Here is a 24,656-nt window from a genome sequence, read left to right as displayed (position 1 = left end):
CCTTCAGGGCTTCACCCGTCCTGATTCAACATTCCTAGAGCGGTATGCGCGATGGGGCAGCAACCGTAGGTGCTGTGCTTAGGCCCAGGACTGCTCACTGAAAGGTCGCTAGCAGTTCCTTGGCCGACTCTAGCGTATCGGCTTCGGCGGCAGGTTTGTCCTTTCGCCAGCGCAGAATGCGGGGAAAGCGTACCGAAATGCCCGATTTATGGCGAGTCGATTCTGCAATTCCCTCAAAGCCAATCTCGAATACGTGGATCGGTTCGACCGATCGCACCGGGCCAAACCGCTCGGTGGTGTGGCGGCGAATCCACTTGTCCAGCGCGTCAATTTCCGCATTATCCAAACCGCTGTAGGCTTTGGCAAAGGGCACCAGCGTCTCGCCTTGCCACAGCGCAAAGGTGTAGTCGGTGAAGAGGTTGGCCCGCTTGCCGCTGCCCGCCTGGGCGTAGATCAGCACCGCATCGAGGCTCATGGGTTCAACCTTGTACTTCCACCAGTAGCCGCGCTTGCGCCCCACCAGGTAGGGGCTGTCGATCGCCTTTACCACCAGCCCCTCGGCCCCCTGCTGGGGAGAGTCTTGGCGCAGGGCCTCTAGTTCGGCAAAAGAGTGGAACTCCAGCGGAACGGACTGGTGCAGGTTGGGGGCAGTGTGAACGGCCAGCAGGGTGGTGAGCGATTGGGTGCGATCGCCCCAGCTTTTTTCCCGAATATCCACGCCGCCGTACTCCAGCAGGTCGTAGGCGATGAAGTGGACGGGGCTTTCCTCCATTACCTTTTTGCTGACTTTCTTGCGGCCCAGGCGCTTTTGCAGGTGGTTGAACGACAGCGGCTTACCGTCCTGCCAGCAGAGAATTTCGCCATCCATCACAATGCCGTTGGGAAACGTCGCCATTATCGCCTCTATTTCGGGAAACTGGGCCGTGACCAGGTCTTCGCCCCGTGACCAGATAAACACCTGGTCATCGCGCTTGATCACCTGGGCGCGAATGCCGTCCCACTTCCACTCGGCCCGCCAGCGCTCAACGTCTTCGCTTTGAAACTTGGCTTCGTCCAGCGACGTGGCCAAAAAGAAGGGATAGGGCTGGCTGGGGGCATTCTGCGTGGCCTCTTCACTGGTCAGGCTGGTGTAGAACTCGACTGTGGGCGTGAATTCGCCCATCAGGCGGTGGGTCAGCACCGGTTCTGAAATGCCCGTAGCGGCGGCGAGACCTTTGATCACCAGCTTTGCCGATGCGCCCACTCGAAAGGCCCCGGTGAGAATTTTGTTGAGAACAAAAACCTCGGTGTTATTCAGCGCTGCCCACCAGGAGACGATTAGATCGCGCCGTTCCGCGTCGGTTTCCATCGCCTTGTACAGGGGAATAATCTCCTCCATCCACTGGTGCAGGGGAAGCGAAGATGAGGAGGGGGAGGAAGAGAGGGAGGGCAAATCTACATCGCGCAGCAGCAGGGCGATTACCTCTGCCGAGTCGCCCACCTGGGCGTAGCAGTCTTTAAACAGCCATTCAGGAATGTCAGAAATTTGCAAAAACACGTCCCGCAGCACCCGCGAGGTCACCGTGCGACGGCGGGTTTTGCCCAGCAGCAGGTAGAGCGCCCAAACTTTGTCGGCGGGGTCGGCGGCTTGAAAGTAGGCCTGCAGCGATCGCACCTTTTCATTGGTTGAGGTAGTCGCGTCTATATCTAGAAAAAGCTGGGTGAATCGCTGCATGGCTGGCGGGATGGGCACACGTTGCTTTGCTCATCCTACTGTTCTGGCTCAGATTCTGCTTTCACGCTGGCGACGTGAACCAGCGCGTCGCCCTGGTTGACCAGCGGGTTCTGGCCGTGGCCGATGACGATGCCCGCCATCGGGCTGCGCACCTGTACGGGTTTGTCGCCAAAGGTGTCGCTGATAAAGCCCAGGGGCTGGCGCTGCTTGACCTCGTCGCCCAGGGCAATGGCGCGGTGCCAGATACCGCCGCGCGAGGCTCGCACCCAGCGGGTTTGTTGCACTTCGACAGTGGGCAGCGGCGGCGGCTCGATGGGGGCGACCATGCCCAGGTAGGCCATCACCCGGTAGATGCCCTCGACGCCGGTTTGAATCGCCGTTTCGTCAAATCGCAGGGCCTCGCCGGCCTCGTAGAGCAGGGTGGGAATGTGGCGCTTGGCGGCGGCCTGACGCAGCGAGCCATCGCGGTGGGAGGCGTGGATCATCACCGGGGCTCCAAAAGCCTGGGCCAGGGCGTAGGTAGCTGGGTCGTCCAGATCGGCCCGCACCTGGGGCAGGTTAACGCGGTGAATGGCCGCCGTGTGCAGGTCAATGCCGTGGGTGCACTGGCTGACCACCTCGCGCATAAACAGGGCCGCCAGCCGACTGGCCATCGAGCCCCGGCTAGAGCCCGGAAACGAGCGGTTTAGATCGCGGCGATCGGGCAGGTAGCGCGACTGCTCCAGCAGGCCAAAGATATTTACCACCGGCACGGCAATCACCGAGCCAGTCAGGCGGCTGGGCCTCAGCGCTTTGGCCACCCGGCGAATAATATCGACCCCGTTGAGCTCGTCGCCGTGGATAGCGGCGCTCAACCACAGGCGCGGCCCCGGCTTTTTACCGCAGATCACCGTCACCGGCAGCGACATCATGGTGCCGGTGGTGAGGCGGGCGATCGGCAGATCCAGCCGCACGCGCCTGCCGCGAGGGATGGTTTCGCCCCCGATGGTGAGCGGCGAGGGGGGAGCCGCCGCTGCGGCTAGGCTGGCCGCCCCGACCCGCCGCAGGGACTCTGGTGTGGGTTTGCCCAAGGCAACCTCCAAACACAACCTTCGAGCAGGGGAGGGTTGGTTTGCCGTCACTATAGCCAATTCGCTCCGTTCTGGATAGAGACCGGCTGAAATTGCCAGTCGGCCAGGGCCAGATTTACGGACTTTGATCCAGCGCTCAGCCCCTCCAGATTGACAATTTGCCACAAAACTTATTAACTTGAAGTCATTACGATTATGCATTAGGAGGTTCGCGATGGTTAAGTTTGTGGGTATGGCCGGCAGCCTGCGGCCCAATTCGTACAGTCAGCTGGCGCTGGGGCTGGCCTGCGATCGCCTGCGCGCCCTGGGGGCCGAGGTTGAACAGCTCGACCTGCGGGAGCTGGATTTACCCCTCTGCCACGGCGGTCAGGATTACCCCAACCACCCCGACGTGGCCCGTCTGCGCCAGGCGTTTCTGGAGGCCGACGGGTTTGTGCTGGTGACGCCGGAGTACCACGGCAGCGTTAGCGGCGTGCTCAAAAACGCGCTAGATCTGATGAGCTTTGAGCAGCTCGACGGCAAAGTGGCCGGGGCAATCAGCATTCTCGGCGGCCAGTCGAACAGCAACGCCCTCAACGACCTGCGCACCATTCTGCGCTGGGTGCACACCTGGGTAATTCCAGAACAGGTGGCGATCGGTCAGGCCTGGCAGGCCTTTGATAACCAGGGCAAACTGACCGACGAAAAGCTCTCCCAGCGCTTCGACGGCTTTGCCCAGAGCCTGTTTGACAACACTCGCAAGCTGCGCGGGGTTGATTAACCCGTCGCCTGCCAGCCCAGCAGATCGGCGATCTGCTGGGCCAGGGTGAGGGGGTTAAAGGGTTTGGTGATCAACCCCGCCACCTGCAGGGCGGTGAAGCGGGCGCGATCGCGGGCCAGCACCTTAGAGGTGAGCACAATGACCGGGATGTTTTGGGTGGCGGGGTGAGTTTGCAGCTGCCGGTAAATCTCAAAGCCATCCATGTTGGGCATTGAAATGTCGAGCAGAATCGCGTCAATTTTAGACTGTTGAGCCAGCGCCAGCCCTTTCTGACCCGACCCCGCGCCCAGGGTTTGCCAGCCCGCCAGCTCTTCCAGCGCCGCCTGCACAATGTCGCGAATGTCGTCTTCGTCATCCACAATCAGCACGCGCTTAGTCATGGTGAACCTCCAGGCCGCCCGGCGGAATGAGGGGCAGGGCGACAAAAAAGGTGCTGCCCTGGCCCAGCTGGCTCTCCACCCAGATCTGGCCCTGGTGCTGCTCAACAATGCGCTTGCAGATAGCTAGCCCCAGCCCGGTGCCGCCCCGCCGTCGCGAGTCGGAGGCATCGACCTGCTGAAACTGGTCAAAAATGCGATCGCGCTTGTCGGCAGGAATGCCGCGCCCCTGGTCGCGAACGGTGAATAGGAGGTGAGGGGATGAGGGGGTGAGGGGATGAGGGGGTGAGGGGATGAGGGGGTGAGAGGACGCGTAAGGAGTCAAGCTCGACGCATCTTCCCCATCGCTCCATCCCCTCATCCCCCCATCTTCACCATCTCGCCATTGCCTCATCCCCTCATCGTCTACCTCGGCGCTGAGCCATACTGTCTGGCCTGGGTTGGAGAACTTGATCGCGTTGCTCAACAGGTTGGTGAGCACCTGAATGACGGCATCGGGGGCGGCGACCAGGGTGGTCGCAAGGGGGGTGAGGGCAATGGTGATGGCCGAATGGTCGGCCAGGGGCTGCACGCTGTCGATCGCCTGGTACATGAGGTGGGCCACCTGGCAGGGTTCTTTTTCGAGCTGCACCTGGCCCGACTCCAGGCGCTCGAAGCTGAGAATGTCATCGACCAGGCGCACCAGGCGATCGCTGTTGCCGATGGCAATGTCGAGCATGCGGCGCGCCTTTTCGGGCCGACTGGCGTAGACTCCGGCCCCCAGCAGCGCCAGCGCTCCCTGAATGGCGGTAATCGGGGTGCGCAGCTCGTGGCTCACCACCGAGATAAACTCATCTTTCATGCGGTTGATGGCGAGGCGATCGCGAATGTCCTGCACATGGCCCACCGAGTACAGCGGGTTGCCTGCTGCATCGTAGATGGGGGCTGCGTTGATGACCACCGGAATGACTTCTCCCTGTTTGCTCAGGTAGCGCTTTTCGATCTGGTAGCTGCCCGCCTCGCCGCTCATCATGCGCTCAAACCCGATCCAGTCGTTGTTCCAGTCGTCGGGGTGGGTAATGGCTTGGAAGGTGAGATCCAGCAGCTCAGCCTCGGTGTAGCCCAGCAGATTGCAGTAGTAGGCGTTGGCCAGCACAAACTGCCCGGTGGTTGTCACTAGCGAAATGCCGTAGGGAGCATCGTCGAAGGCACTGCGAAAGCGGGCTTCGCTCTGGCGCAGGGCAACTTCGGTGCGATCGCGTTCAGCTTCAGCCTGTTTTTGTTTTGTAATATTTTCGACGGTGCCAACAATGCGCACCACCTGACCAGCGTCGTTGCAGATGGGAAACGCCTTTGACCGGAGCCAGCGCAGCTCGCCTGCGGGGGTAAAGTAGCGGTACTCCTGGTCAAAGTTTTCGCCCTGGCGCTCCTGCTCTAGAGCGGCATCAATGCGATTGCGATCGTTCGGGTGAATGCCCGATAGCCACTGCTCCATGCTGTCGGCGCGGCTGTCGAGCGGCAGCCCGCGAACGCTCCAGTAGGCGGGGTTAATGTAGGAATATTGGGCAGTCTCGGTTTCGTAGACAAAAAAACCTTCCTCTACGGTTTCGGCCAGCTGCCGAAAGCGGGCCTCGCTCTCCTGCAGGGCCAGGGCAACCCGCTTGCGATCGGTAATATCCATTGAAACGCCCACCAGCTTGACCACCCGACCCCGCTCGTCAAACACGGGCTCGGCCCGAGTGTCGAGGTAGTGGAGCGAGCCATCGGGGTGAATGGGGCGCAGGTCTAGCTGGTAGGGCAGGCCGTTGACAAGGGCGGTCTCTACGCGCTGAATCAGGCGATTGCGATCGTCCGGGGGCAGCTTTTGCAGCAGCTCGTCATAGGTGGGAACGGCACCAGACGGGTCGAGGCCCCAGTTGCGAAAGGTCGTCTCCGACCAGGTCAGCGATCGGCTGGCAATATCTAGCTCCCAGTAGCCCACCTGGGCCACCCGCTGGGCCAGGGCCAGCCGCTGCTGACTCTGGCGCAGGGCTGCTTCGGCCCGGTAGCGGTCGGTGATGTCTCGGTGGGTAACAATCAGGCAGTCCTGGCCGTCAAGGGTCTGGGCTTCGGCGGAGAGCAGCACGGTTTTAACCCTGCCCCCCTTAGTCCTGATCTGGATCTCCAAATTGCGCACCCGCCCCTGCCGCTCTAGCAGAGTGCGATAGCGATCGCGCTGGCTGAGATCGGCCCACAGGTTAAGCTCTAGCGCCGTGCGCCCCACCATCTCGTGGCGGTCGTAGCCAAAGAATATCAGCAGGCTGTCGTTGACATCGATCAAGCGGCCTTCATCGCGAGTGGCAATGGCAATGGGGTCGGGGCTGGTGCGAAAAATGGTGGTGAACTTGGTTTCCGACTCGGCCAGGGTGAGCTGCAGGCGCTGAAACGACTGCTGCAGCTGCTCGGCCATCTGGTTAAACGAGCGAGCCAGGTGGTTAAACTCGCTGACGCGGCTGTTGGTGGGCAAGCGCTGGGTCAGGTCGCCGGTCGCCAGCTGGCTGCTGAGGTGGGCAAACAGCCGCAGTCGCGCCAGCAGTCGCTCGGTCAGCAGCAGCCCCAGGGCGATCGCCCCCTCCAGGGTGAGCAGCACCAGCGGTATGATGTAGCGCCCGTCGCCGGACTCTGCCCGCCAGGACAGGTGGCCAATTACCCCCGTCGCCACCAGGGTAGACAACGCCAGCGGCACCGTCAGCACCCAGTGCAGCGGCAGCGGCGGTGGCAAATAACTGAGTTGAGGACGAGGCATAGGCGCTAGGTCAGCTCAGACACGGCTTAAGGGCTGGTGTGCCCAACCGCAACCTCTTCCTCACTGGCCGACATCACCAGCGATCGCTTCAGCAACTCCAGGTGATGCCCGAGCTGAGCCTGGAGCTGGTGGGGCTGGGCCGAGCGCAGCAGCAGCTCGATCGCCTCGGCTACGGCCGACGCCTGGGCATAGCCAAATAGCCCCAGCCCTCCCGCCAGCTGGTGGGCCTCACTGGTAGCTAGCTGCCGCTGCTGGGGGCTCAAGGTGCCCGCTTCGAGGGCCTGGATGGCTCCGTCGAGGATGGCCAGCCGCTGCTCTAGAGAAGCCCGAAACCGTTGGGTGGCCTGCTGCATCACCTGGTCTAGCCGGGGTGAGGGTAGGTTCAACTCGTCTTCTGCTGGGGCAATGTCAGACTCGGGCGCGGTCTGGGGAGCCTCCTTGAGGCGATAGCCCAGCCCGTAGACCGTCTCGATGGGGCTGGTGGTGAGGCCAGCCGCCCTGAGGCGCTGCCGCAGATCTTTGATCAAGTTGGTGACTGAGCCTTCGACGGGGGTGTCGGCCATAGGCCAGAGGTGGTCAATAATGGCGCTGCGGGTGAGCAGGCGCTGGGGCGATCGCAAAAACAGCTCCAGCAGCTCGTATTCTTTGGGCCGACAGGGAATGGGCTGCCGATCGTAGGTGACCTGGGTGAGGGCGGGGTCGAGGCACAGCTTGCCCCAGCTCAGCACCGGAGTCGTAGCGCTACTGCGCCGCAGCAAGGCCCGCACCCGAGCCAGCAGCTGCGGCGCATCGCAGGTTTTGGTCAAATAGTCATCGGCCCCGGCATCTAGCCCGGCCACAATGTCATCGCTGCTGGCCTTCACCGTGAGCATGAGAATGGGGGTGCGGCTGCCCAAAGCCCGCAGGCGACGACAGACTTCTAGCCCGTCCAGGGTGGGCAATAGCCAGTCAACAATCAGCAGATCGTAGGGCCAGCGACTGGCCAGGTCGAGGCCGATCGCTCCATCGGCGATCGCATCGACGGCGTAGCGGTGAGTGGTCAGAGTATCGGCTAAAAACTCACTGGTGGGCTGGTCGTCCTCTAGCAGCAGTATTTTCATTATTAAAAGACATTACAAAAGAATGCTTAAAGAGAGTTGTATTGCCCTCACGATACTCCTGTGCTCTGCTGACCACAATCCCCTACCCCAGCAATAGATACTCCTCAAAAAATCTATTCTGCTAAAGCCGCCCCTATCTTTGGGTAGATATTACAAACGGCCACTGGGTTAGGACAGGTTCGCGCAGAGGCATTGCACTGCAATGCCCCACCAGAGAATTCTGCCTGTCCCTGTACTGACTACCTGACCCATTGCCAATGTCGGTGTGAAACGCAGTAGAACCCAACGCTAGCCAATCATCTGGGCCGGTTGGGCTCTGCTGTCGCGCCACTCAACCTACGGAATATCAATGCTTGCCAACGTTGTGTCGGTCAACCAGGTCAATGTATTAGGTGAAACTACAATCGGCGATGGCGGGGGAAGGAATCGAGTAACCCGATTCCTTCCCCCACAGTGACCTAGGCCCGACCAGCGATGCTACTCGGCGCTGTAGGTGGCTAGCTCTCCGGGCGAAATCGTGTTGAGCACGGTTTCGGGAGTAAAGTAGCCCAGCGCCTGAATAATGCGAGCAATGCAGCCCGTCCAGCCAGTCTGGTGGCTGGCCCCAATGCCCGAGCCATCGTCGCCGTGGAAATATTCGTAGAACAAAATTAGATCTTGCCAGTGGGGGTCGCTCTGAAACTTTTCGGCCCCGCCGTAGACCGGGCGACGACCGTTTTCATCTTTGGTGAAGATGCTGACCAGGCGCTCGCTGATGCACTGGGTGATTTCAAACAGCGTCTTGTGGTCGCCTGAGCCAGTCGGGTACTCCATCTTAAAGCTGTCGCCGTAGTAGCTGTACAGCTGCAAGAGCGCTCGAATCAGCAGCAGGTTGACGGGCATCCAGATCGGGCCGCGCCAGTTGGAGTTGCCGCCAAACATGCCCGAGGTCGAGTCGCCGGGCACGTAGCCGACTTTGTACTCCTGCCCAGCGTGGTAAAAGACGTAGGGATGGTCTTTGTGAATGCGCGACAGCGATCGAATGCCGTAGTTGCTCAAAAATTCGCTTTCGTCGAGCATACGGCTGAGCACTTTACGCAGCTTGTCTTCGTTGAGAATGGAGAGCATGAGGCGATCGCGCACGCCGTACTGGTTGGGCAAATGCACGTTGCCGACGAGTTCTGGGTGGCGCTGAATGAATTTGGTGGCCCGCTCGCGGAACCGGGGCAGCTTGTCAAAGGCCTCGCGGGGAAACACCGCCACCGCCATCAGCGAGAGTAGCCCGACGAGCGATCGCACCTTGAGCCGGGTCGAGTTGCCGTCGGGCAAGCGCAGCACATCGTAGAAAAAGCCGTCTTCTTCATCCCACAGCTCGTCGTGGTGAACGCCGATGCGGTCCATTGCGCCCGCAATCCACATGGTGTGCTCAAAGAACTTAATCGCCAGGTCTTCGTAGAGCGAGTCGTGCAGGGCCAGCTCAATGGCAATCTGGAACATGCGCTGGCTAAAGAACACCATCCAGGCGGTGCCATCGGCCTGCTCCAGCCGCCCCCCGGTGGGCAGCGGTGAGCTGCGGTCAAACACGCCAATGTTGTCGAGGCCGAGGAACCCCCCCTCAAACAGGTTGTTGCCGCCCTCGTCTTTGCGGTTGACCCACCAGGTGAAGTTGATCAGCAGCTTGGAAAAGGCGTACTTGAGAAACTCCAGATCGCCCTGGCCGTTGTTGCGCTCGCGATCGCGCACGTAAATTTCCCAGGTGGCAAAGGCGTGCACGGGCGGGTTGACATCGCCAAAGTTCCACTCGTAGGCCGGAATTTGGCCGTTGGGGTGTAGATAGTCTTCGCGCAGCATCAGCATCAGCTGGTCTTTGGCAAAATCCGGGTCAATCAGGCTGATGGGGATGACGTGAAACGCCAGGTCCCAGGCCGCGTACCAGGGGTACTCCCACTTGTCGGGCATCGACACAATGTCGTCGTTCATCATGTGGAACCACTCGCTGTTGCGCACCCCGCTCTTGCTGACCGTAGGCGTCCAGGGGGTAATGCCGCGCTCCCGCAGCCACAGGTCGAGGTCGTAGTAGAAATACTGCTTGGTCCACATCATGCCCGCCAGCGCCTGCCGCATGACATTGGCGCGATCGGGGTCAGCCTGCACCGCTGGCGGTATCACCGTGGCGTAAAACTCGTCGGCCTCCTGCCGTCGGACCGCAAACTGCTGGTCAAAATAAGCGCTCAGGGCATCGCCCACCTGATCGGGAGAATGTTTGCTCAACCGCAGCTTCACCACCACCGTTTCGCCCGCGCCCACGGTGAGCTGATAGTGGGGAGCCACTTTGGTGCCCACCCCGTCGGGGTTGACCAGGTCGGTTTTGCCGTCTACCACGCAGTTATTGATGCCGTCTTTGACGTAGGGGCTGGGGTTGGGTTGGCCAAACACACGCTCGGCGTTGGTTTCGTTTTCGGTAAACAGCAGCGGCACCCCGGCGTCGCAGTAGAAGTAGTAGTCGGTGATTAAATCGGTCAGCGCTGGGTTAGTAATGCTGGCCTGCACAGCCCCATGGCCCAGGGCTCTGAGCACCGGCTTTTCGCCCGTCTCGCGCCACGACCAGGTATTGCGAAACCACAGGGTGGGCAGCAGGTGCAGCGGTGCCGCCTCCGGTCCCCGGTTGGCCACGCTGATTTGAATCAGCAGGTCTTCGGCGTCGGCCTTGGCGTACTCGACAAACACGTCAAAGTACTTGTCTTCGTCAAAAATGCCCGTATCCAGTAGCTCGTACTCCAGCTCGTAGCGGCTGCGGTGGGCGTTGGTTTCGACCAAATCTTGGTAGGGGTACGCCGCCTGGGGATACTTGTAGAGGTACTTCATGTAGGAGTGGGTCGGCGTACTGTCGAGGTAGAAGTAGTACTCCTTCACGTCTTCGCCGTGGTTGCCCTGGCTGTTGGTGAGGCCAAACAAGCGCTCTTTGAGAATGGGGTCGTTGCCGTTCCACAGGGCGAGGGCAAAGCAGAGCAGGTTGTGGTCGTCGGTAATGCCGCCGAGACCGTCTTCACCCCAGCGGTAGGCCCGCGATCGCGCCTGGTCGTGGGGAAAGTAGTCCCAGGCGTTGCCGTCGGTACTGTAGTCTTCGCGCACGGTGCCCCACTGGCGCTCGCTCAGGTAGGGTCCCCACTTTTGCCACGGGGCGAGTTGGGCACGGTTTTCTGCAAGGCGATTGGCTTCTGCGCTCACGGTGCTGTCCTGCCTGACGAAAGTAGCTAGATTTTTGCCCGATCCCCAGGGGTGGTTGAGAAATCTCAAAAAGATTTAAGCCCCAGGGCAGAGGCTAAACGCTATCGTCTCCGATCTTTCTATGAATCTTCTATGGCTGACGGGGGCATTTCCACAAGCAGCCCTATCCAAGCTAAACAGAAACCTCCGAAGACCATCTTCCGGGGGATAGGCGTATATTGCAGAACGCTGGGGCCGCTGTAGCCGCCGTCGCCCCAAACCCGATAGACCCGCGCCACGGTTTCAGCTAGCCGCCCTCTGCATTTGGCGGCTGGCTGTAGCGGCTCAATTAACTCAAAATTAACTCGAACAAATCACGGGTCAAATTGCAGGTCCAGGCTTTACTGATCGCTCTCACGGAGCCGTAGTGTTTATAGCGTTTCTTGATGGAGTGAGGTGCCCAATTGCTGAGTTCTAGATCCCCCCAGTACCTTGCTGTCTAAGTTTCGCGCTTTACCCCCCCCCTTTTCAGGGGGCAGGTAAGGGGGCAGGGGGGATCACCTCGATGTACTTCACCCGAGTGAAATTCGCTATATCGTCTCTAGCCTAGATCGTGCGAGTTTTTTCACTGCTTTTCAAACGCTCTCTTAACCCGTCATCCAGTTGGCACTGGCTAAAAAAGAACCATCAGGGGCCGCAGAAGAAGCTGTTGACCCCTGATGATTGATGTCACCGTAGGTCAAATCCTACGTGTGGTTAGGGTGCACTTAGATCCCAGTGGGCACATTCAAGTTGCGAAAGGCGTTTTCCCAATTAAAGGTATCCCACGCTTCAAAAATACCTTGATCTTCAAAGCCAGCGGGGAATTCATCGTCCTCGACGTAGCCGCTCTCATCAACGTCCCAAGTTTCGAAGACACCCCGGTAAAATTCACCCAGACCAAGCTGGGAATCGCGATCGGCGTCCCAGGTATTAAAGTAGCTCAGGTAGGCATCGTTGGTAAGCCCGGTGCCAAATTCGTCATAGCTGAGATAGGTGTCATTGTCAATGTCTAGGGCATTCAAGAACCCAATCTCATTCAGGACGGTAGAAACCTCGTTCTCACTCAGAAAAGTGTCGCTGTTGTAGTCCCACCTGTCGATAATGGCGGCGTATAGTTCGTTGCTTAATTCACCGCCTACTCCGCCATAGCCAGCGGCAGTATAGCCCGCAGGACTACCGTAAGGATTGAAGCTGGTCGGGAGAGGTTCGTAACAATCGACCTCGGCGTTGCCGAAATACCGATCTTCGTAATATTCACCAAAACCGGAGGTCGGAATAGCTCGGTTATTGGGGCTTGCATCATTTGGTGAAAGAACACCCCCCACTAAATCTTGCGAGCGGTATTCAAACCGACGCTCTTCAGCGCGATTATAGGCCCCCTCTTCGGCACACATAACGTTAACGTTCTCAAGCTGAGCGATGGTGTCGCTGATAGTTTGAGCACGCACAGCAGAGCCCGTTGCTACGGCTAGAGTCGCGGATAGCGAATAAAGGATAAAGCGTTTCATTGCGTTACCTCCTATTTCATAGTCTTCAGTTAGCTTAGCTAGCGTGGCAGAAAAATTTAGGACTTAAACCAAATTTACTTTTTGAAAAATCTTAATCATTAGCCAGGCCAGTCGTTTTTACCCTAACGGCATAGCCTGGCAGGATTATCCGTCTAAAGATATGCATCTTATTTTTGTAATTGTTTTGATTGATGGAGATGATTCTTTTCACAGAAAGATTAAACAGCAGGATTGTGAAATTTCGACAGAGGGGCTCTTTCGGGCTGGCTTCCTCGCTGACTCAATTATGTGCTTGAGTGATGTGGCGCTAGCCGTATTACTGTTTGTGCTGCTGAGGCCGGTCAATAAAACGCTTGCCCTTATCGCGCTGTGCTTTCGCAGTGACGCAGACTGCTGTGATCGCCCTCAGCCTGCTTAACTATTGTGCAGCTATACTGCTTTTGCAAAGTTCGGGCTACACCTCTGTGCTCGATACAGCTCAACTTAACTCACTTGCATTATTGTGCCTCGATCTACACAGCTATGGCTATGATCTTGGCCTGATTTTGTTCGAGGTTCATTGCCTCATCCTCGGTTACTTGATTGCGAAGTCGCTGTATATGCCGAGGCTTCTTGGCTACCTGGTAATGGCTGTAGGCGTCACTTACCTAGTCGGAAGCTATACACGATTCCTGTCTCCCGACTTCGTCGAGACCCTATCGCCGATTTATCTGATTGCTATTATCTCAGCACTCTCGCTGTGTCTGTGGCTGCTGGTCAAGGGGGTGAACCTGGAACAGTGGGAAGAAACGACAGGGAGTGTTGGCGTGGTGTAGAAAAACACTTTTGTTAAATGGGACAAATTAACCTCATTATTTGTTAGAAAAGTTGTCGAAAAATCCGAAGACACTCTCAAAGCATCGCGATCGCTGAAAATAACGACACGCCTCTCTATCTAGGTTGGTGAAGCGCTGCGATGATGACGGTGCTTTTAGATAGGCCTAGCAAACAGCCGCAAAAACTCGCAACTGTCATGAGCGAGCGTATTCCCACCATTGCCGATTTAGCAGGGTACCTCGATATCAGTGGGCGATCGCGGCCGCGTCGGCTATCGGTTGCGATAAGTTAAATGAAGCTGCCGAGCACGATATAAAACCTCAGCAGCCGCTGCCTCGAACCGTCAGGCTACGTTTGATATTGGGCTCTAGTGAATTCTTAAATCTTGCTGGAACTGTTGCTAGTCTTATTCTCAAAACGCAAGTTAGCCGTAGGAGCGATGCGGGAAGTTGAGTCAAAGCACTATTTTGCAATAGTGGAGCTTCAACGGAGTAAGTGATATGACTCAACAGAAACAAATGTCAGGCATGGGCTGGGGTCGGTTCGCGGCGATGATCGCGACCTCAACGTTCATCATGTTCTTCTTGATGTATCAGCTCATATACTCCCTTGACCACGCCATGTTTAGCGTCAACCGAACGGTCGCTTCACTGGTGATGGGGTGCGTAATGACCGCTGTGATGCTTTCCTTTATGTGGTCGATGTACCGAGGAAAAGGAACCAAGATTGCCGTTCTCGGTTTAGCGATCGCGCTCGGCTTGATTCTGCTTTCTGTAAATAGAGCCCAGGCGCTGGTTGGAGATGTCACCTTTATGAAGTCGATGATTCCCCACCACTCCATCGCCATTAACAGTTCGCGGAAGGCCAGTATTAGCGATCCGCGCGTTCGCGAGCTTGCGGATGAGATTATTGAGGCCCAGGTGCGAGAAATAGCGATTATGCAGCTGCTCCTCGACGATATTGCGCAGAACGGAGAACGAGGGACGGAAGAGCTTCCCCCGCGCTCGACCGAAATTACCCCTGAGATGGAGCGTCAGATTAGAGAAGCGGTGCAGTAAACCTAAACAACATAATGGGCCTTATCATCGCCGTCTAGATCGTACTGCCGCTGGCTCTGATCCTGTGGCTCGTTCTGCTGCCTGCCGAGAGCCTTTTCGGGTTTCGTCTTCAAGCGCTGGGGACGGGGACGTTTCTCTTTGCCCTGACGCGGGTGGCGCAGTAGGCCTTGCCAGCAGGGTGGCTGCCGTGGCTCTACGGAGCACTTTGGCTGGCTGCTATTGGGGCATTTGCAGTGCGCAGGAGGCTGTCGGCGCGATCGCTAAATGGCTGAATCAGAGTACCAATTTTGGCCTGCCGAAAGCCCCATTCTGCCGTCTTTTGCCAAACCTGGCCCCACAGCAGCCAGCCCACCTGTGCAAACTGCTCGAAGGGATAGTTATACTGGATTTTCTCTGCTCTACCGATTACAGAGATGCTTTAGCTCTTTGGGTATTTCTACTGCTTCAAAGTTCTATACAAAGGTAATCATTTTCTTTTAAGTTTTAATATCGTGCAACATGGCTGCCAGATGGCTGAGGCGCTGAGCTTTTGCCCGGCTGCTGAGGGCATCGTAACGCTTAACCTATCCATTCAGCCTGGCAGGGCTGATACAATTAAGTTAATTAGCCTGATTAACCGTTATTTTGAATTTTTAGATTCCGCAGCTTTGTTGACTTCCCTTCATTCCTGAAAACTGGATCTTTACGTATGTCAATTCACCGAACTGTCCTGGTAATTGCTGACTCAGATAGGAGCAGTAACGACTACGGGAGGCAGTTGCAGCAGGATGGGAATATGACCTACGAAATCTTGTCAGAGCAGGCTGTAGTTCTCCAGCTTTCTCAGCAAATTGATGGCATTCTGCTAGAGTTTTGCTCTCCTCAGTGCGATCGCATCCAGCTGCTGGGTCAATTAAAGGAGCAGATGGGCGATCGCTGTCCGCCCATTGTGGTCGTTGACAGCGGCGATACCAAGACCGCCGTTCAGGTGTTTAAGAGCGGAGCCGCCGATTATCTGGTCAGAGACCAGACGACTCCCGATGACTTGCGCCTGGCCATGCGGAGCGCGATCGAAAATGCCGAGCTGCGACAGCAGTTGGAGCGCAGCCAGGCCCAGTTTCAGGCATCGGTTGAGACCATGCTGGGCTGCTTTGGTACCTTCTCATCGGTGCGCGACGAGTCGGGCCAAATTGTAGACTTTCGGGTTGACTATCTCAACCAGGCCGCGGGCGAAAACAACCCGGTGCCTAAAGACAGGCCGCTGGGGCAAGGGCTGTGCGATCGGTTGCCTGCCCATCGCGAGGCGGGGTTGTTTGACGACTACTGTCGACTAGTAGAAACCGGATTGCCGCTGATCAAGGAGGTGCTGGTCTACGACAATCTCTGCGAGGGTGAGCAGCGGCTAGCGCAGGCGTTTGAGGTGCGAGCGACCAGGCTGAATGACGGCTTTGTGGCCTGCTGGCGAGACATCACCGATCGCAAGCGGTTAGAGCTGGAGCTGAGCCAGACCGTCACCGATCTGCGGCAGCAGCAGCAGCGTTTGCAGCGGCTGATTGACACCGCGCCAATCGGCATTGGGGTCGGCAGCGCTGACGGCCAGGTGAGCGTGGTCAACAACGCCATGCTGCAGCTGCACGGGCTGACGCGAGCAGACTATGAGCACCAGGGCCTGACGTTGGCTAGCTTAATGCCGCTTGAGCAGGCTGAACTGGCCGATCCGGCGGCGCAGACCCAGGGCTTTGCGCCGCCGGTAGAGCAAGAACTGCTGCGTCGAGACGGCACGCGGCTGCCAATCTGGGTTAGCAGCACCCAGTGGCTCGATGGCACGGGTGAACAGGTGGCCTTTGCGATCGATTTGAGCCAGCAAAAACGAGCCGAAGCCGCCATTCAGCAGCTCAACCAGGAGTTGACCAATCGGGTTGCCGAGCTGCAAACCCTGCTAGAGGTGAGTCCGGTTGGCATTGCGATCGCCTCCGATGCCGCCTGTACCCAAATGCAGAGCAATGCCTACCTGCGGCAGCTGCTGGGAGTTGAGTCCGAAAACAACGTTTCGAAGAGTGCGCCTGCCCCCAATCAGCCGACCTATCGCACCTTTCAGGCGGGGCAGGAAGTCGCTCCTGAAAATTTACCGATGCAGCTCGCGGGCAGAACCGGGGCAGAGGTGCGCGATGTAGAATTTGACATTCTGCTGCCCAACGGTACTGTGCGCCAGCTGCTGTGCTACGCCACGCCTCTGCGGGGCGATCACAATCAGGTTCGGGGGGTGATAGGCGCTTTTCTAGACATTACAGCCCGCAATCGAGATGCGGCTGCGCTCAAGGTTAGCCAGCAGCGGTATCGAGAGCTAGCCGAAGCCATGCCCCAAATGATCTGGACGGCTGATGCCGCCGGGGTGATTAACTACCGCAATCAGCGCTGGTACGAATACACCGGGCTGAGCGAAGACGAGTCGATTGGCACCGCAAGAGCGCATGCCGTTCACCCCAGCGATCGCGATCGCGCCCTCAGGCAGTGGCGCGAGGCGATCGCCCTGGGCGACCCCTTTGAAACCGAATGCCGCTTTCGCCGCTGGGATGGCCAGTATCAGTGGTTTATCTGCCGAGCGGTGCCCACCCGAGATCCGCAGGGCCAAATTACCAGCTGGATTGGCACCATTACCAATATCGACGATATCAAGCGCAGTGAAACCCTCATGCAGCAACAGCTGGCCGAAATTGAAGCCATTTATGAATCGGCTCCTATTGGGCTCAATGTGCTCGATGCCGAGCTGCGCTTTGTACGCATTAACCAGCGGCTGGCCGACATCAACGGCCTGCCAATTGACGCTCACATTGGCCGCAGTGTGCAAGAGCTGTTTCCCAACCTGGCCCCTACCCTTGAGCATCTGCTGTACCCCATCTTAAAAACGGGAGAGCCGCTGCTAAATGTCGAAGTTCAGGGAGAAACGCCTGCCCAACCGGGGGTACAGCGCACCTGGCTAGAACACTTCTTCCCTCTCAAGGCTGGCAATCAGGTGATTGGCATCAGCACGGTTTGCGAAGAAATTACCGAACGCATTCGGGTAGAAGCGGCCCTGCGCCAGAGTGAAGAACGCTTTCGCGATATGGCCGACAACGCGCCCGCCATGATTTGGGTGACCGACTCCACCGGCTGCTGCACCTATCTCAACCGGGGCTGGTATCAGTTCACCGGGCAGACAGAAGCAACGGCGCTGGGCTTTGGCTGGCTCGACGCGGTGCATGCTGAAGACAGTCAGTTGTCTAAAGATATCTTTTTGAGTGCCCACGCCCGCCGCGAACCGTTTCGACTGGAATATCGGCTGCGTCGCCAGGATGGCGAATACTGCTGGGCGATCGATGCGGCCAACCCCTGGTTTGACAAAGACGGCGAGTTTAAGGGCTATATCGGCTCGGTGATTGACATTAGCGATCGCAAACAGGCCGAAGAAGCCCTGCATGAGAGCGAGAGCCGCCTGCGTCTGACCATCGCCTCCGCCGAACTTGGCACCTGGGACTTTAACCCCGGCACCCAAGTTCTGCAGTGGGACGACCAGTGCAAGGCCATGTTTGGGCTGCCCCCCAGCGCCGAGATTACCTGGGAGGTTTTTCTGGCGGGGCTGCACCCCGACGATCGCGATCGCACCCAGCAGGTGGTGCTGCAGGCCACCGATCCGGCGGGCAGCGGCGACTACGACATTGAGTACCGCACCATTGGCCTTGAAGACGGCGTTGAGCGCTGGGTTGCCGCCAAAGGCAAAGCGTTCTTCAACCCGGCGGGGGTGGCCATCCGCTTCATCGGCACCGTCCTCAATATCACCGAGAAAAAGCGGGCCGAGGCCGAGCGCGAACAGCTGCTGCAGCGCGAGCAAACCGCCCGAGCCGCCGCCGAACGCGCCAACCGCATCAAAGACGAATTTTTGGCGGTGCTTTCCCACGAGCTCAGGTCGCCCCTCAACCCGATTTTGGGCTGGACAAACCTCCTGCAAACGCGTCAGTTTGACGCCACCAAAACCGCTGCAGCCCTCGCCATTATTGAGCGCAATGCCAAACTACAGACTCAGCTGATCGACGATCTGCTCGACATTGCCAAAATTTTGCGGGGCAAGCTCAGCTTAACGATGGCCCCCGTAACTCTGTCGGACGTAGTTGAAGCCGCGATCGAGACCATTAAAACAACGGCTGTAGCCAAAGGTGTGTCGCTGCACTGCGAGCTGCCCGACGTTGGGCAGCTGTCTGGCGATGCTGCTCGGCTACAGCAAATCGTCTGGAATCTGTTGTCTAACGCGATTAAGTTCACGCCCAAGGGTGGGCGGGCCGAGATTCGGCTGGAGTGCATCACCATTAGCCACACCGCCCTGAGCCAGCGGCACTATCCAACCTCTCCGGCCTCAGGTTCTTCGGCCCCCTATGCCCAAATCACCGTCACCGACACCGGCAGAGGCATTCACCCAGACTTTCTCCCCCATATCTTTGAATCCTTCCGCCAGGAAGACGCCTCAATAACTCGCAACTACGGCGGATTGGGGCTGGGGCTGGCGATCGTTCGTCAGCTGGTTGAGGCCCACGGCGGCAGCATCACGGCTAACAGTTCTGGCGAAGGCTTGGGAGCCAGGTTTACCGTGCGATTGCCCCTGCTCAACCTTGAACCAGAGTTTCAGCCCACCGATACGTTGCTACCGCAAGCGTTCGATCTCAGGGGCATTCGAGTCCTTGCCGTCGATGATGACCCCGATGCGCGCGAGCTATTAACGGTCTTGCTGACTCAGTTTGGTGCCGATGTGTTGACCGTTACTTCGGCAGCAGAAGTACTGGCCTGTGTCGAATCTTTTCAGCCCGATGTGCTGGTCAGTGATATTGGCATGCCGGAGGTCGATGGCTATACCCTGCTCCAGCAGCTGCGGGCCCTGCCCGCCATCAAAGGAGGGCAGGTGCCCGCGATCGCCCTAACCGCCTACGCCAGAGAAGATGACTACCAGCGCTCAGTCGCCAGCGGCTATCAGCGGCACGTCACCAAGCCCCTACAGCCAGAACAGCTCGTTCAAGCGGTGTTGGCCCTGGCCCACGCCAAAAGCTGCTGACGGCGCACCTGCTGAAGATGATCCTGCAACGGTTGCAGCAACATTGTTGTTGACGTCGCGACATTCCCGACCCCTGGCATAGCCATCGCCAGAACGGCTAGGGCCGGTCTTCTACCTCTGACGCGATCGCCAGCTCGCACCAGGCCTGGCTACGGGCAGGCAGCCCTGTGTCTCAGGCTCACGGGCCAGCCAAACTAGCCCAACCGCTGCACCAGATGTAGGGGTTCCGGTTCCGCAGCACTCGTCAGTTTTAGAGCACTTCTGGGCAGCACCCGCAGCACTTCTTCTACGGTGGTGACGCCGGCCATCACTTTTTCGATCGCCGATGTGCGAAATGAGATCGAGTCGCTCTTGCTCAGGTGGCGGCGCAGCTGAGTCATGGTGCCATCGTAGATCAGCTCGCGAATGCGATCGTCCACCTCCAGCATTTCGACCACTGCCTCCCGGCCCGAATACCCAGATTGAAAGCAGGCTGGGCACCCCCGACCCCGTCGCCAGTTGCCTTTTTTGATCTGGGCCGCCTCCAGCTGCAGGATGGCCAGGAGTTCTGGGTTGGGCTGGCTGGGTTCAGCACAGTGGGGGCAAATGCGCCGCACCAGGCGTTGAGCGACTACCCCGAGCAGGGCATCGCTAATCAACCCTGGATCGGGTCCAATATCTTTGATGCGGGGAATGGCCCCAGCCGCATCGTTGGTGTGCAGGGTGGTGAATACCAGGTGGCCGGTGAGGGCGGCTCGAATGGCGGTTTCGGCGGTTTCGTGGTCCCGCACTTCCCCCACCATAATGATGTCCGGGTCCTGCCGCAGGATCGATCGCAGCCCCGCCGCGAAGGACATGCCCGCCGCTTCGTTCACCTGGGTCTGGGTGATGCGGGGCAGCACGTATTCCACCGGGTCTTCTACCGTGACCACGTTGACATGCTCGGTGGCGATCGCCTGCAAACTGGTGTAAAGGGTGCTGGTTTTACCGGATCCGGTCGGGCCGGTGAAGACAATGATGCCCTGGGGCTGTTCTAGCCAGGTTTTGTAAATCTTCAGCGCTTTGGGCGAAAACCCCAGCTTGTCGATGGTAGTGAAGGGGTTTTCGCGGGGCAGCAGACGCACGACGGCCTTTTCACCACAGACACAGGGTAGGGTGCTGACTCGCATATCCATACTCTGGTCGGCTTCGTTATCGACCTGGTATTTTTCCCCAATCCGGCCATCCTGGGGCCGGCGGCTGTCGGCAATGTCCATGTTGGCCATCACCTTCAGGGCCACGACCACCCGGCGGCTGATGTCCCCCGGCAGCAGGGTAATGTTGCGCAGTACCCCATCAATTCGGTATCGCACCCGCAGCCCTTCCAGGGTCGGTTCTAAGTGAATATCGCTGGCCTGGTGCCGTAGGGCGCTAGAAATGATCGCCTTAATCCGCTCAATTTGCCCCTCGGCCTTAGACAAAAATAGCTCAGTGGTTTCGCCAATATCATCGGTCGATTGCTGGCCGGTGATGGGGTCTAGCAGACGACTGGAGGTAATGCGGGTCAGGTCAGCGGTGCGGGTATGGTACCAGGCCCGATAGCTCTTGGCTGAAATGGGTAAAACTTTAACGGTTGTCAGGGTGCGATCGCTAATTGTCTCTAACACCTCGGTCGAAACATCAACCGGGCTGCCCAGGTAGAAGCAGCTTTGCCAGAGCAGCAGCGGCACCACAGGGGGCAGTTTTTGCCCCTGAAAATATTGAAAGAAGCGACTGCAAACCTCCTCATCCAACAGATCTGGCTTTAAAGTACCCTCGTCATCCCGCACCAGGCTCAGGGCTTCTTCACAGGAAATTTTTCCCTGTTTGAGTTGTTGCCAAGCAGAAACTGGCCAAGGTACGGTTTGCATGGGATTGAATTCCTGAATATAAATAGGCGTGATGAAAAACTGAGCCAGCCTTACCAACTGCCAGAACAGAAACCGTTTCTTAGTCTTGTTGTCAGTGGCAGCTGGAGAGATAACTAAAAGGCCAAGGAACCAGCCAGCTCGGGTAGAAGCCAAAAGCTGGCCGGTAGGGGTTACATCAAAACTGGGGCGAAGGACTCAACACCAGTTACGCAGTTGCACCATTCAAGGCGATCGAGCGATTATCCGTCCGCCAGATACAGTAGGTAATGCCAGATCCCTGGGAATTGACGTACATGTATTTGCCATTCTGAGAGAAACAGGCCCCGGCAAACTCAGCGGTGCTGCCCGGAATGATGTTGCGGCAGAACTCAAACAAACCACCGCTAGCATCTACCCCAACCACCCGCTGGCTAAAGTTAGGCGCGCCCGGCTGACCACCGCTGCCATCTTCACAGAGGTAGAGGGTGCCATCGCGAGCGACCGCAATGTTGTCGGGGCCATCCAACAGGTTTTCATCCGTCGACTCAACCACCAGGGTAACCGTTTCATTGCTGGGGTCATAGACCCAAACCTGCCCCTCGCCAGCATCCCCGGCATTACTGCAAACCCAGTAGTGCTTGCCCTGGTGATACCAGGCCCCTTCGCCCCTGTACCACACGGCAGCACCTTTCGCCTGCGCCTCATAGCGCAGGGTGTCGTCCGCTGGGTCAACGTCATCGAGCTTGACCCACTCTACGCGAAGGGGTTGCCCTAGGAAAGGTAGCAGGCTACCGGAACCATTCGCGCCCAGGCCACGGGTATCAACCCCGCTAAAGCTGCCGCCCCGGTCATTCGTTCCGCCAGTGGGAATCGAGGCTCCGGTACAGTCAGAACGCTGCCCCGACTTGATGACCATGGCATAGAGGTCGCCCCCCTGCTGCAGATCGCCAAAACCATTGGGTTTCCGCACCTTAGGCACGAACTTGTAGTAGGCGCTGTCGCCCCGGTCCTCGGTTTCAAAGACATACCCACTCTGGGGGTCAACCGAAACCGCCTCATGGTTCATGCGACCCATAGCCACTAGAGGAATCGGGTCAACCGCCTGCCCCGCCTGGGATGGCACCTCAAAGTTGTAGCCGTGCTTTTTGGTCACCCGCGGGTCGGTCGCCGGAGTGGCTACGTTTTCTTCACAGGAAATCCAGGATCCCCAGTAGGTGGGGCCACCGGCACAGTTGCGAATGGTGCCGCTCAGGGAAACATAGTGCCGAACTACCTCACCATTGCGATCGACTTCGACCGTGGTGGTGCCGCCGCCGCCGCTGTTTAAAACGCTGCCCGTGTAGGGGTCATACTGCTTGCCATTAGGCGCAACGGTGCCACCGCCCCCCGGATTGCGCTCATGGTTGCGCACCAGAATAGAGTTGCCACTGCGCCCCTGAAAAGCAGCCATGCCATCGTGGTTGCCAGGCACAACAGACCCATCGGACATGATATCCCCACGAATGGAGATAGCGGTGTACTGAAACTTGTCAGGCAGGGTAATCAGTGGAGTGTTGGCAAGGCTGCCTAAGCTTCTGGTGTTGTTAGGCAATTTAGGAGTGGGGGTACCAAATCCGGCCACTGTAAAACTAGCGGTACTACAACTCCCTTGGGCCATGGCCCGACGAGCATTTAATAAACCCATGGGGGCTACTGCTGTACCCGCAGCCGCTGTAGACATCAGCATGACAAACCGACGCCGTGAGAAATTAGACATCGAACTCTTGCTCCTCTCTAAGCCATTAATGTCACAGACTATTGCAGAATAAAAGTCAGCTAAAAGCTGCCCCAGAGTTACCCCTAAGGCTGGCCAAAAGCTTCTTTGGTGACAGGTTATTGCACCTATTTCTAAAGATGAAATAAACCTAAATGCGACGAGACAACCAATTCAATCACTGGTCATTCCCGAGTTTTCCTGCTAGCACAGCAATCTTGACTCAATAAGGGTTTGGCTGCAACCGCAATGGAGTTAAAATTTGGTTAATCAAAAGTTTTTGTTGAATTAAACAATCGAGTTCATGCTTATAACTCTCCGTTACCTAAAAGCCCGAACAGAACTAAATTTCCTTGTGAAGAAAACATGGATTTTAGCTTATAAAAGCACAAAGCTTATCCCTCTTTACGTTCATCAGAAAGAATATTTGAAAACTGCTCAGCATAGGTGGCAGTGTAAGCAGTGTAATTTCCAATCCTTCTAACTTTTGCCTGTTTAAAGGCCAAATATTACCCCTTTTAGGGCCCTGGCGATCAACCTTTCACGTAAACTTTACGCCGCCAGCCAGCGGGTGCGCCATACCAATTAGGATGGGTTGGCGATCGCGTAACCCATAGAGGCACTAGCTTTTGCCCGTTGGCGAAACCTTGCCAACGGGCCTCATTCAACCCACATCGCTGTCGGTGCGTGCTGCCAAGAGCACAACACAGAGACATCAGGCAGTCCCTTTCCCGTTTCCAAGCAACACCGCTGAAACCCTCACTGACTTATCCAGTCCATGATTAGTCGAGAGCATCAATTAATTGATCGTATTCTTGGGGGCTTAAACGACCTTGACGAAACGCCTCACCCACTTGGACAGAGGGATCTCGGCTCACCAAGGGGACTGAGGGTGCCTGAGCGATCGATTGTGACGGCAGTCCCCCATCGGTTGAATCCAACCCCAGCAATCTGTAGGAAGAATAATAATACTGAGCCGTTTGAAGAGCACTTTGGCGATCGCTCAACCATTGTTCTCGAGAAACACTGAGGCTAAAAATTGGCACCACCCGTCCGTTGAGCTGCCCTAAGACATCAACTTGGACGGAGTTTAGCTGCGCATTTTCATTAAAGGCTCGCGTAATTTCATCGATCGCCGCAGATTCCGCCTGTCTGGCCAAAGACCCCCGCGTAGGGACGCCGTAAATTTCTAACATCAGCATTAAAGGATCCGAGTTTGCCTGCGCCGGATGACTGGCAAACACAAATTCAGTAGCAGTTGCAAGCGCCACTGAAAGCAGCAAGCTTCTTGTTATTTCGCCGAAAGAGAACAATGATCTAAACGCCACCATGAAAGGCTTTTCTCAAAAAAGCTTTTTTTCTCAACGCCAGTATTTTTTCATCAAAAGGGAGCGGTTTGGGTAAAAGAACAGTTAAAAAAGATCTAATCTCTCTTAACTAAACAAGGGTTATTTTGAGTTGATTACCTGTAATCACGGCCTTACTGCTGGGCAACATCTCAAACTGTCGTTATTTGCTCGTTTCGGATCCGTAGGATTTCTCCACAGATCTCCAAGCCTCGATTGATCGCCCTCCTGCAAAATGTGTTTCTGGCTCGTTCTGCCA

16 protein-coding genes are annotated in these 24,656 nt (G+C 57.4%); 5 read left to right on the top strand and 11 right to left on the bottom strand.

The window, feature by feature from the left end; all coding sequences use genetic code 11:
* Positions 1-94: 94 nt before the first annotated feature.
* Positions 95-1,714, bottom strand: a complete 1,620-nt coding sequence (locus ACQ4N7_RS14050) for an ATP-dependent DNA ligase (protein ID WP_430712131.1) — start codon at positions 1,712-1,714, stop codon at positions 95-97.
* Between the two features lie 35 nt (positions 1,715-1,749).
* Positions 1,750-2,700 (bottom strand): succinylglutamate desuccinylase/aspartoacylase family protein, encoded by a 951-nt coding sequence (locus ACQ4N7_RS14045; protein WP_430712198.1) that lies wholly within the window; start codon positions 2,698-2,700, stop codon positions 1,750-1,752.
* A 298-nt stretch (positions 2,701-2,998) separates the two neighbouring features.
* Between ACQ4N7_RS14045 and ACQ4N7_RS14040 the strand changes: the two genes are divergently transcribed.
* Positions 2,999-3,544 carry an NADPH-dependent FMN reductase gene (locus ACQ4N7_RS14040; RefSeq protein WP_430712130.1) on the top strand — a complete coding sequence of 182 codons (546 nt, stop codon included), beginning with the start codon at positions 2,999-3,001 and terminating at the stop codon, positions 3,542-3,544.
* On the opposite strand, the gene ACQ4N7_RS14035 is transcribed toward ACQ4N7_RS14040, so the two are convergent.
* The 5 genes from ACQ4N7_RS14035 to ACQ4N7_RS14015 all read right to left on the bottom strand — a co-directional run bounded on the left by ACQ4N7_RS14035 (position 3,541) and on the right by ACQ4N7_RS14015 (position 12,521).
* Complete coding sequence (locus ACQ4N7_RS14035; protein WP_430712129.1) at positions 3,541-3,924, bottom strand: response regulator; 384 nt, start codon at positions 3,922-3,924, stop codon at positions 3,541-3,543. The genes ACQ4N7_RS14040 and ACQ4N7_RS14035 overlap by 4 nt on opposite strands.
* On the bottom strand, positions 3,917-6,685 hold the full coding sequence (locus ACQ4N7_RS14030) for a PAS domain S-box protein (protein ID WP_430712128.1): 2,769 nt from the start codon (positions 6,683-6,685) through the stop codon (positions 3,917-3,919). The genes ACQ4N7_RS14035 and ACQ4N7_RS14030 overlap by 8 nt, the downstream gene beginning before the upstream one ends.
* Positions 6,686-6,711: 26 nt before the next feature.
* Positions 6,712-7,785: a response regulator gene (locus tag ACQ4N7_RS14025; RefSeq protein WP_430712127.1), complete on the bottom strand. Its 1,074-nt coding sequence runs from the start codon at positions 7,783-7,785 to the stop codon at positions 6,712-6,714.
* A 477-nt stretch (positions 7,786-8,262) separates the two neighbouring features.
* Positions 8,263-10,992: an MGH1-like glycoside hydrolase domain-containing protein gene (locus ACQ4N7_RS14020; RefSeq protein ID WP_430712126.1), complete on the bottom strand. Its 2,730-nt coding sequence runs from the start codon at positions 10,990-10,992 to the stop codon at positions 8,263-8,265.
* Positions 10,993-11,738: 746 nt separating this feature from the next.
* Positions 11,739-12,521: a hypothetical protein gene (locus ACQ4N7_RS14015; RefSeq protein ID WP_430712125.1), complete on the bottom strand. Its 783-nt coding sequence runs from the start codon at positions 12,519-12,521 to the stop codon at positions 11,739-11,741.
* Between the two features lie 160 nt (positions 12,522-12,681).
* Here ACQ4N7_RS14015 and ACQ4N7_RS14010 point away from each other — a divergent pair, with 160 nt between their 5' ends.
* The 3 genes from ACQ4N7_RS14010 to ACQ4N7_RS14000 all read left to right on the top strand — a co-directional run bounded on the left by ACQ4N7_RS14010 (position 12,682) and on the right by ACQ4N7_RS14000 (position 14,395).
* Complete coding sequence (locus tag ACQ4N7_RS14010; protein ID WP_430712124.1) at positions 12,682-12,939, top strand: DUF4386 family protein; 258 nt, start codon at positions 12,682-12,684, stop codon at positions 12,937-12,939.
* Complete coding sequence (locus ACQ4N7_RS14005; protein ID WP_430712123.1) at positions 12,902-13,336, top strand: DUF4386 domain-containing protein; 435 nt, start codon at positions 12,902-12,904, stop codon at positions 13,334-13,336. Before ACQ4N7_RS14010 ends, ACQ4N7_RS14005 begins: the two co-directional genes overlap by 38 nt.
* Before the next feature lie 501 nt (positions 13,337-13,837).
* Positions 13,838-14,395, top strand: a complete 558-nt coding sequence (locus ACQ4N7_RS14000) for a DUF305 domain-containing protein (protein WP_430712122.1) — start codon at positions 13,838-13,840, stop codon at positions 14,393-14,395.
* A gap of 193 nt (positions 14,396-14,588) precedes the next feature.
* Here ACQ4N7_RS14000 and ACQ4N7_RS13995 read toward each other — a convergent pair whose 3' ends face one another.
* Entirely contained in the window at positions 14,589-14,747 is a 159-nt protein-coding gene (locus ACQ4N7_RS13995; RefSeq protein ID WP_430712121.1) for a hypothetical protein, read from the bottom strand.
* 423 nt (positions 14,748-15,170) lie between these two features.
* On the opposite strand from ACQ4N7_RS13995, the gene ACQ4N7_RS13990 reads away from it, so the two are divergent.
* Positions 15,171-19,451, top strand: coding sequence for a PAS domain S-box protein (locus ACQ4N7_RS13990; protein ID WP_430712120.1), 4,281 nt, complete (start codon positions 15,171-15,173; stop codon positions 19,449-19,451).
* A gap of 194 nt (positions 19,452-19,645) precedes the next feature.
* Here ACQ4N7_RS13990 and ACQ4N7_RS13985 read toward each other — a convergent pair whose 3' ends face one another.
* The 3 genes from ACQ4N7_RS13985 to ACQ4N7_RS13975 form a co-directional block, all read right to left on the bottom strand.
* On the bottom strand, positions 19,646-21,319 hold the full coding sequence (locus ACQ4N7_RS13985; protein ID WP_430712119.1) for a GspE/PulE family protein: 1,674 nt from the start codon (positions 21,317-21,319) through the stop codon (positions 19,646-19,648).
* Between the two features lie 205 nt (positions 21,320-21,524).
* Positions 21,525-23,054, bottom strand: a complete 1,530-nt coding sequence (locus tag ACQ4N7_RS13980) for an alkaline phosphatase PhoX (protein ID WP_430712118.1) — start codon at positions 23,052-23,054, stop codon at positions 21,525-21,527.
* 779 nt (positions 23,055-23,833) lie between these two features.
* Positions 23,834-24,382, bottom strand: a complete 549-nt coding sequence (locus tag ACQ4N7_RS13975; protein WP_430712117.1) for a hypothetical protein — start codon at positions 24,380-24,382, stop codon at positions 23,834-23,836.
* Positions 24,383-24,656: the final 274 nt, after the last annotated feature.

Origin of the sequence: Nodosilinea sp. AN01ver1, from assembly GCF_050565655.1 — a bacterium.
Taxonomy (GTDB): domain Bacteria; phylum Cyanobacteriota; class Cyanobacteriia; order Phormidesmidales; family Phormidesmidaceae; genus Nodosilinea.
The sequence above is the reverse complement of the archived record's forward strand: the minus strand, read 5'-3'. Positions and strand labels throughout refer to the sequence as shown.

Excerpts from the sequence above, each read along its gene's own strand:
- ACQ4N7_RS14025 (WP_430712127.1), bottom strand. The coding sequence starts at position 7,785 with ATGAAAATACTGCTGCTAGAGGACGACCAGCCCACCAGTGAGTTTTTA.
- ACQ4N7_RS14040 (WP_430712130.1), top strand. The coding sequence starts at position 2,999 with ATGGTTAAGTTTGTGGGTATGGCCGGCAGCCTGCGGCCCAATTCGTAC.
- ACQ4N7_RS13985 (WP_430712119.1), bottom strand. The coding sequence starts at position 21,319 with ATGCAAACCGTACCTTGGCCAGTTTCTGCTTGGCAACAACTCAAACAG.
- ACQ4N7_RS14050 (WP_430712131.1), bottom strand. The coding sequence starts at position 1,714 with ATGCAGCGATTCACCCAGCTTTTTCTAGATATAGACGCGACTACCTCA.
- ACQ4N7_RS13980 (WP_430712118.1), bottom strand. The coding sequence starts at position 23,054 with ATGTCTAATTTCTCACGGCGTCGGTTTGTCATGCTGATGTCTACAGCG.
- ACQ4N7_RS14015 (WP_430712125.1), bottom strand. The coding sequence starts at position 12,521 with ATGAAACGCTTTATCCTTTATTCGCTATCCGCGACTCTAGCCGTAGCA.
- ACQ4N7_RS14035 (WP_430712129.1), bottom strand. The coding sequence starts at position 3,924 with ATGACTAAGCGCGTGCTGATTGTGGATGACGAAGACGACATTCGCGAC.
- ACQ4N7_RS13990 (WP_430712120.1), top strand. The coding sequence starts at position 15,171 with ATGACCTACGAAATCTTGTCAGAGCAGGCTGTAGTTCTCCAGCTTTCT.
- ACQ4N7_RS13975 (WP_430712117.1), bottom strand. The coding sequence starts at position 24,382 with ATGGTGGCGTTTAGATCATTGTTCTCTTTCGGCGAAATAACAAGAAGC.
- ACQ4N7_RS14000 (WP_430712122.1), top strand. The coding sequence starts at position 13,838 with ATGACTCAACAGAAACAAATGTCAGGCATGGGCTGGGGTCGGTTCGCG.
- ACQ4N7_RS14010 (WP_430712124.1), top strand. The coding sequence starts at position 12,682 with ATGCATCTTATTTTTGTAATTGTTTTGATTGATGGAGATGATTCTTTT.
- ACQ4N7_RS14030 (WP_430712128.1), bottom strand. The coding sequence starts at position 6,685 with ATGCCTCGTCCTCAACTCAGTTATTTGCCACCGCCGCTGCCGCTGCAC.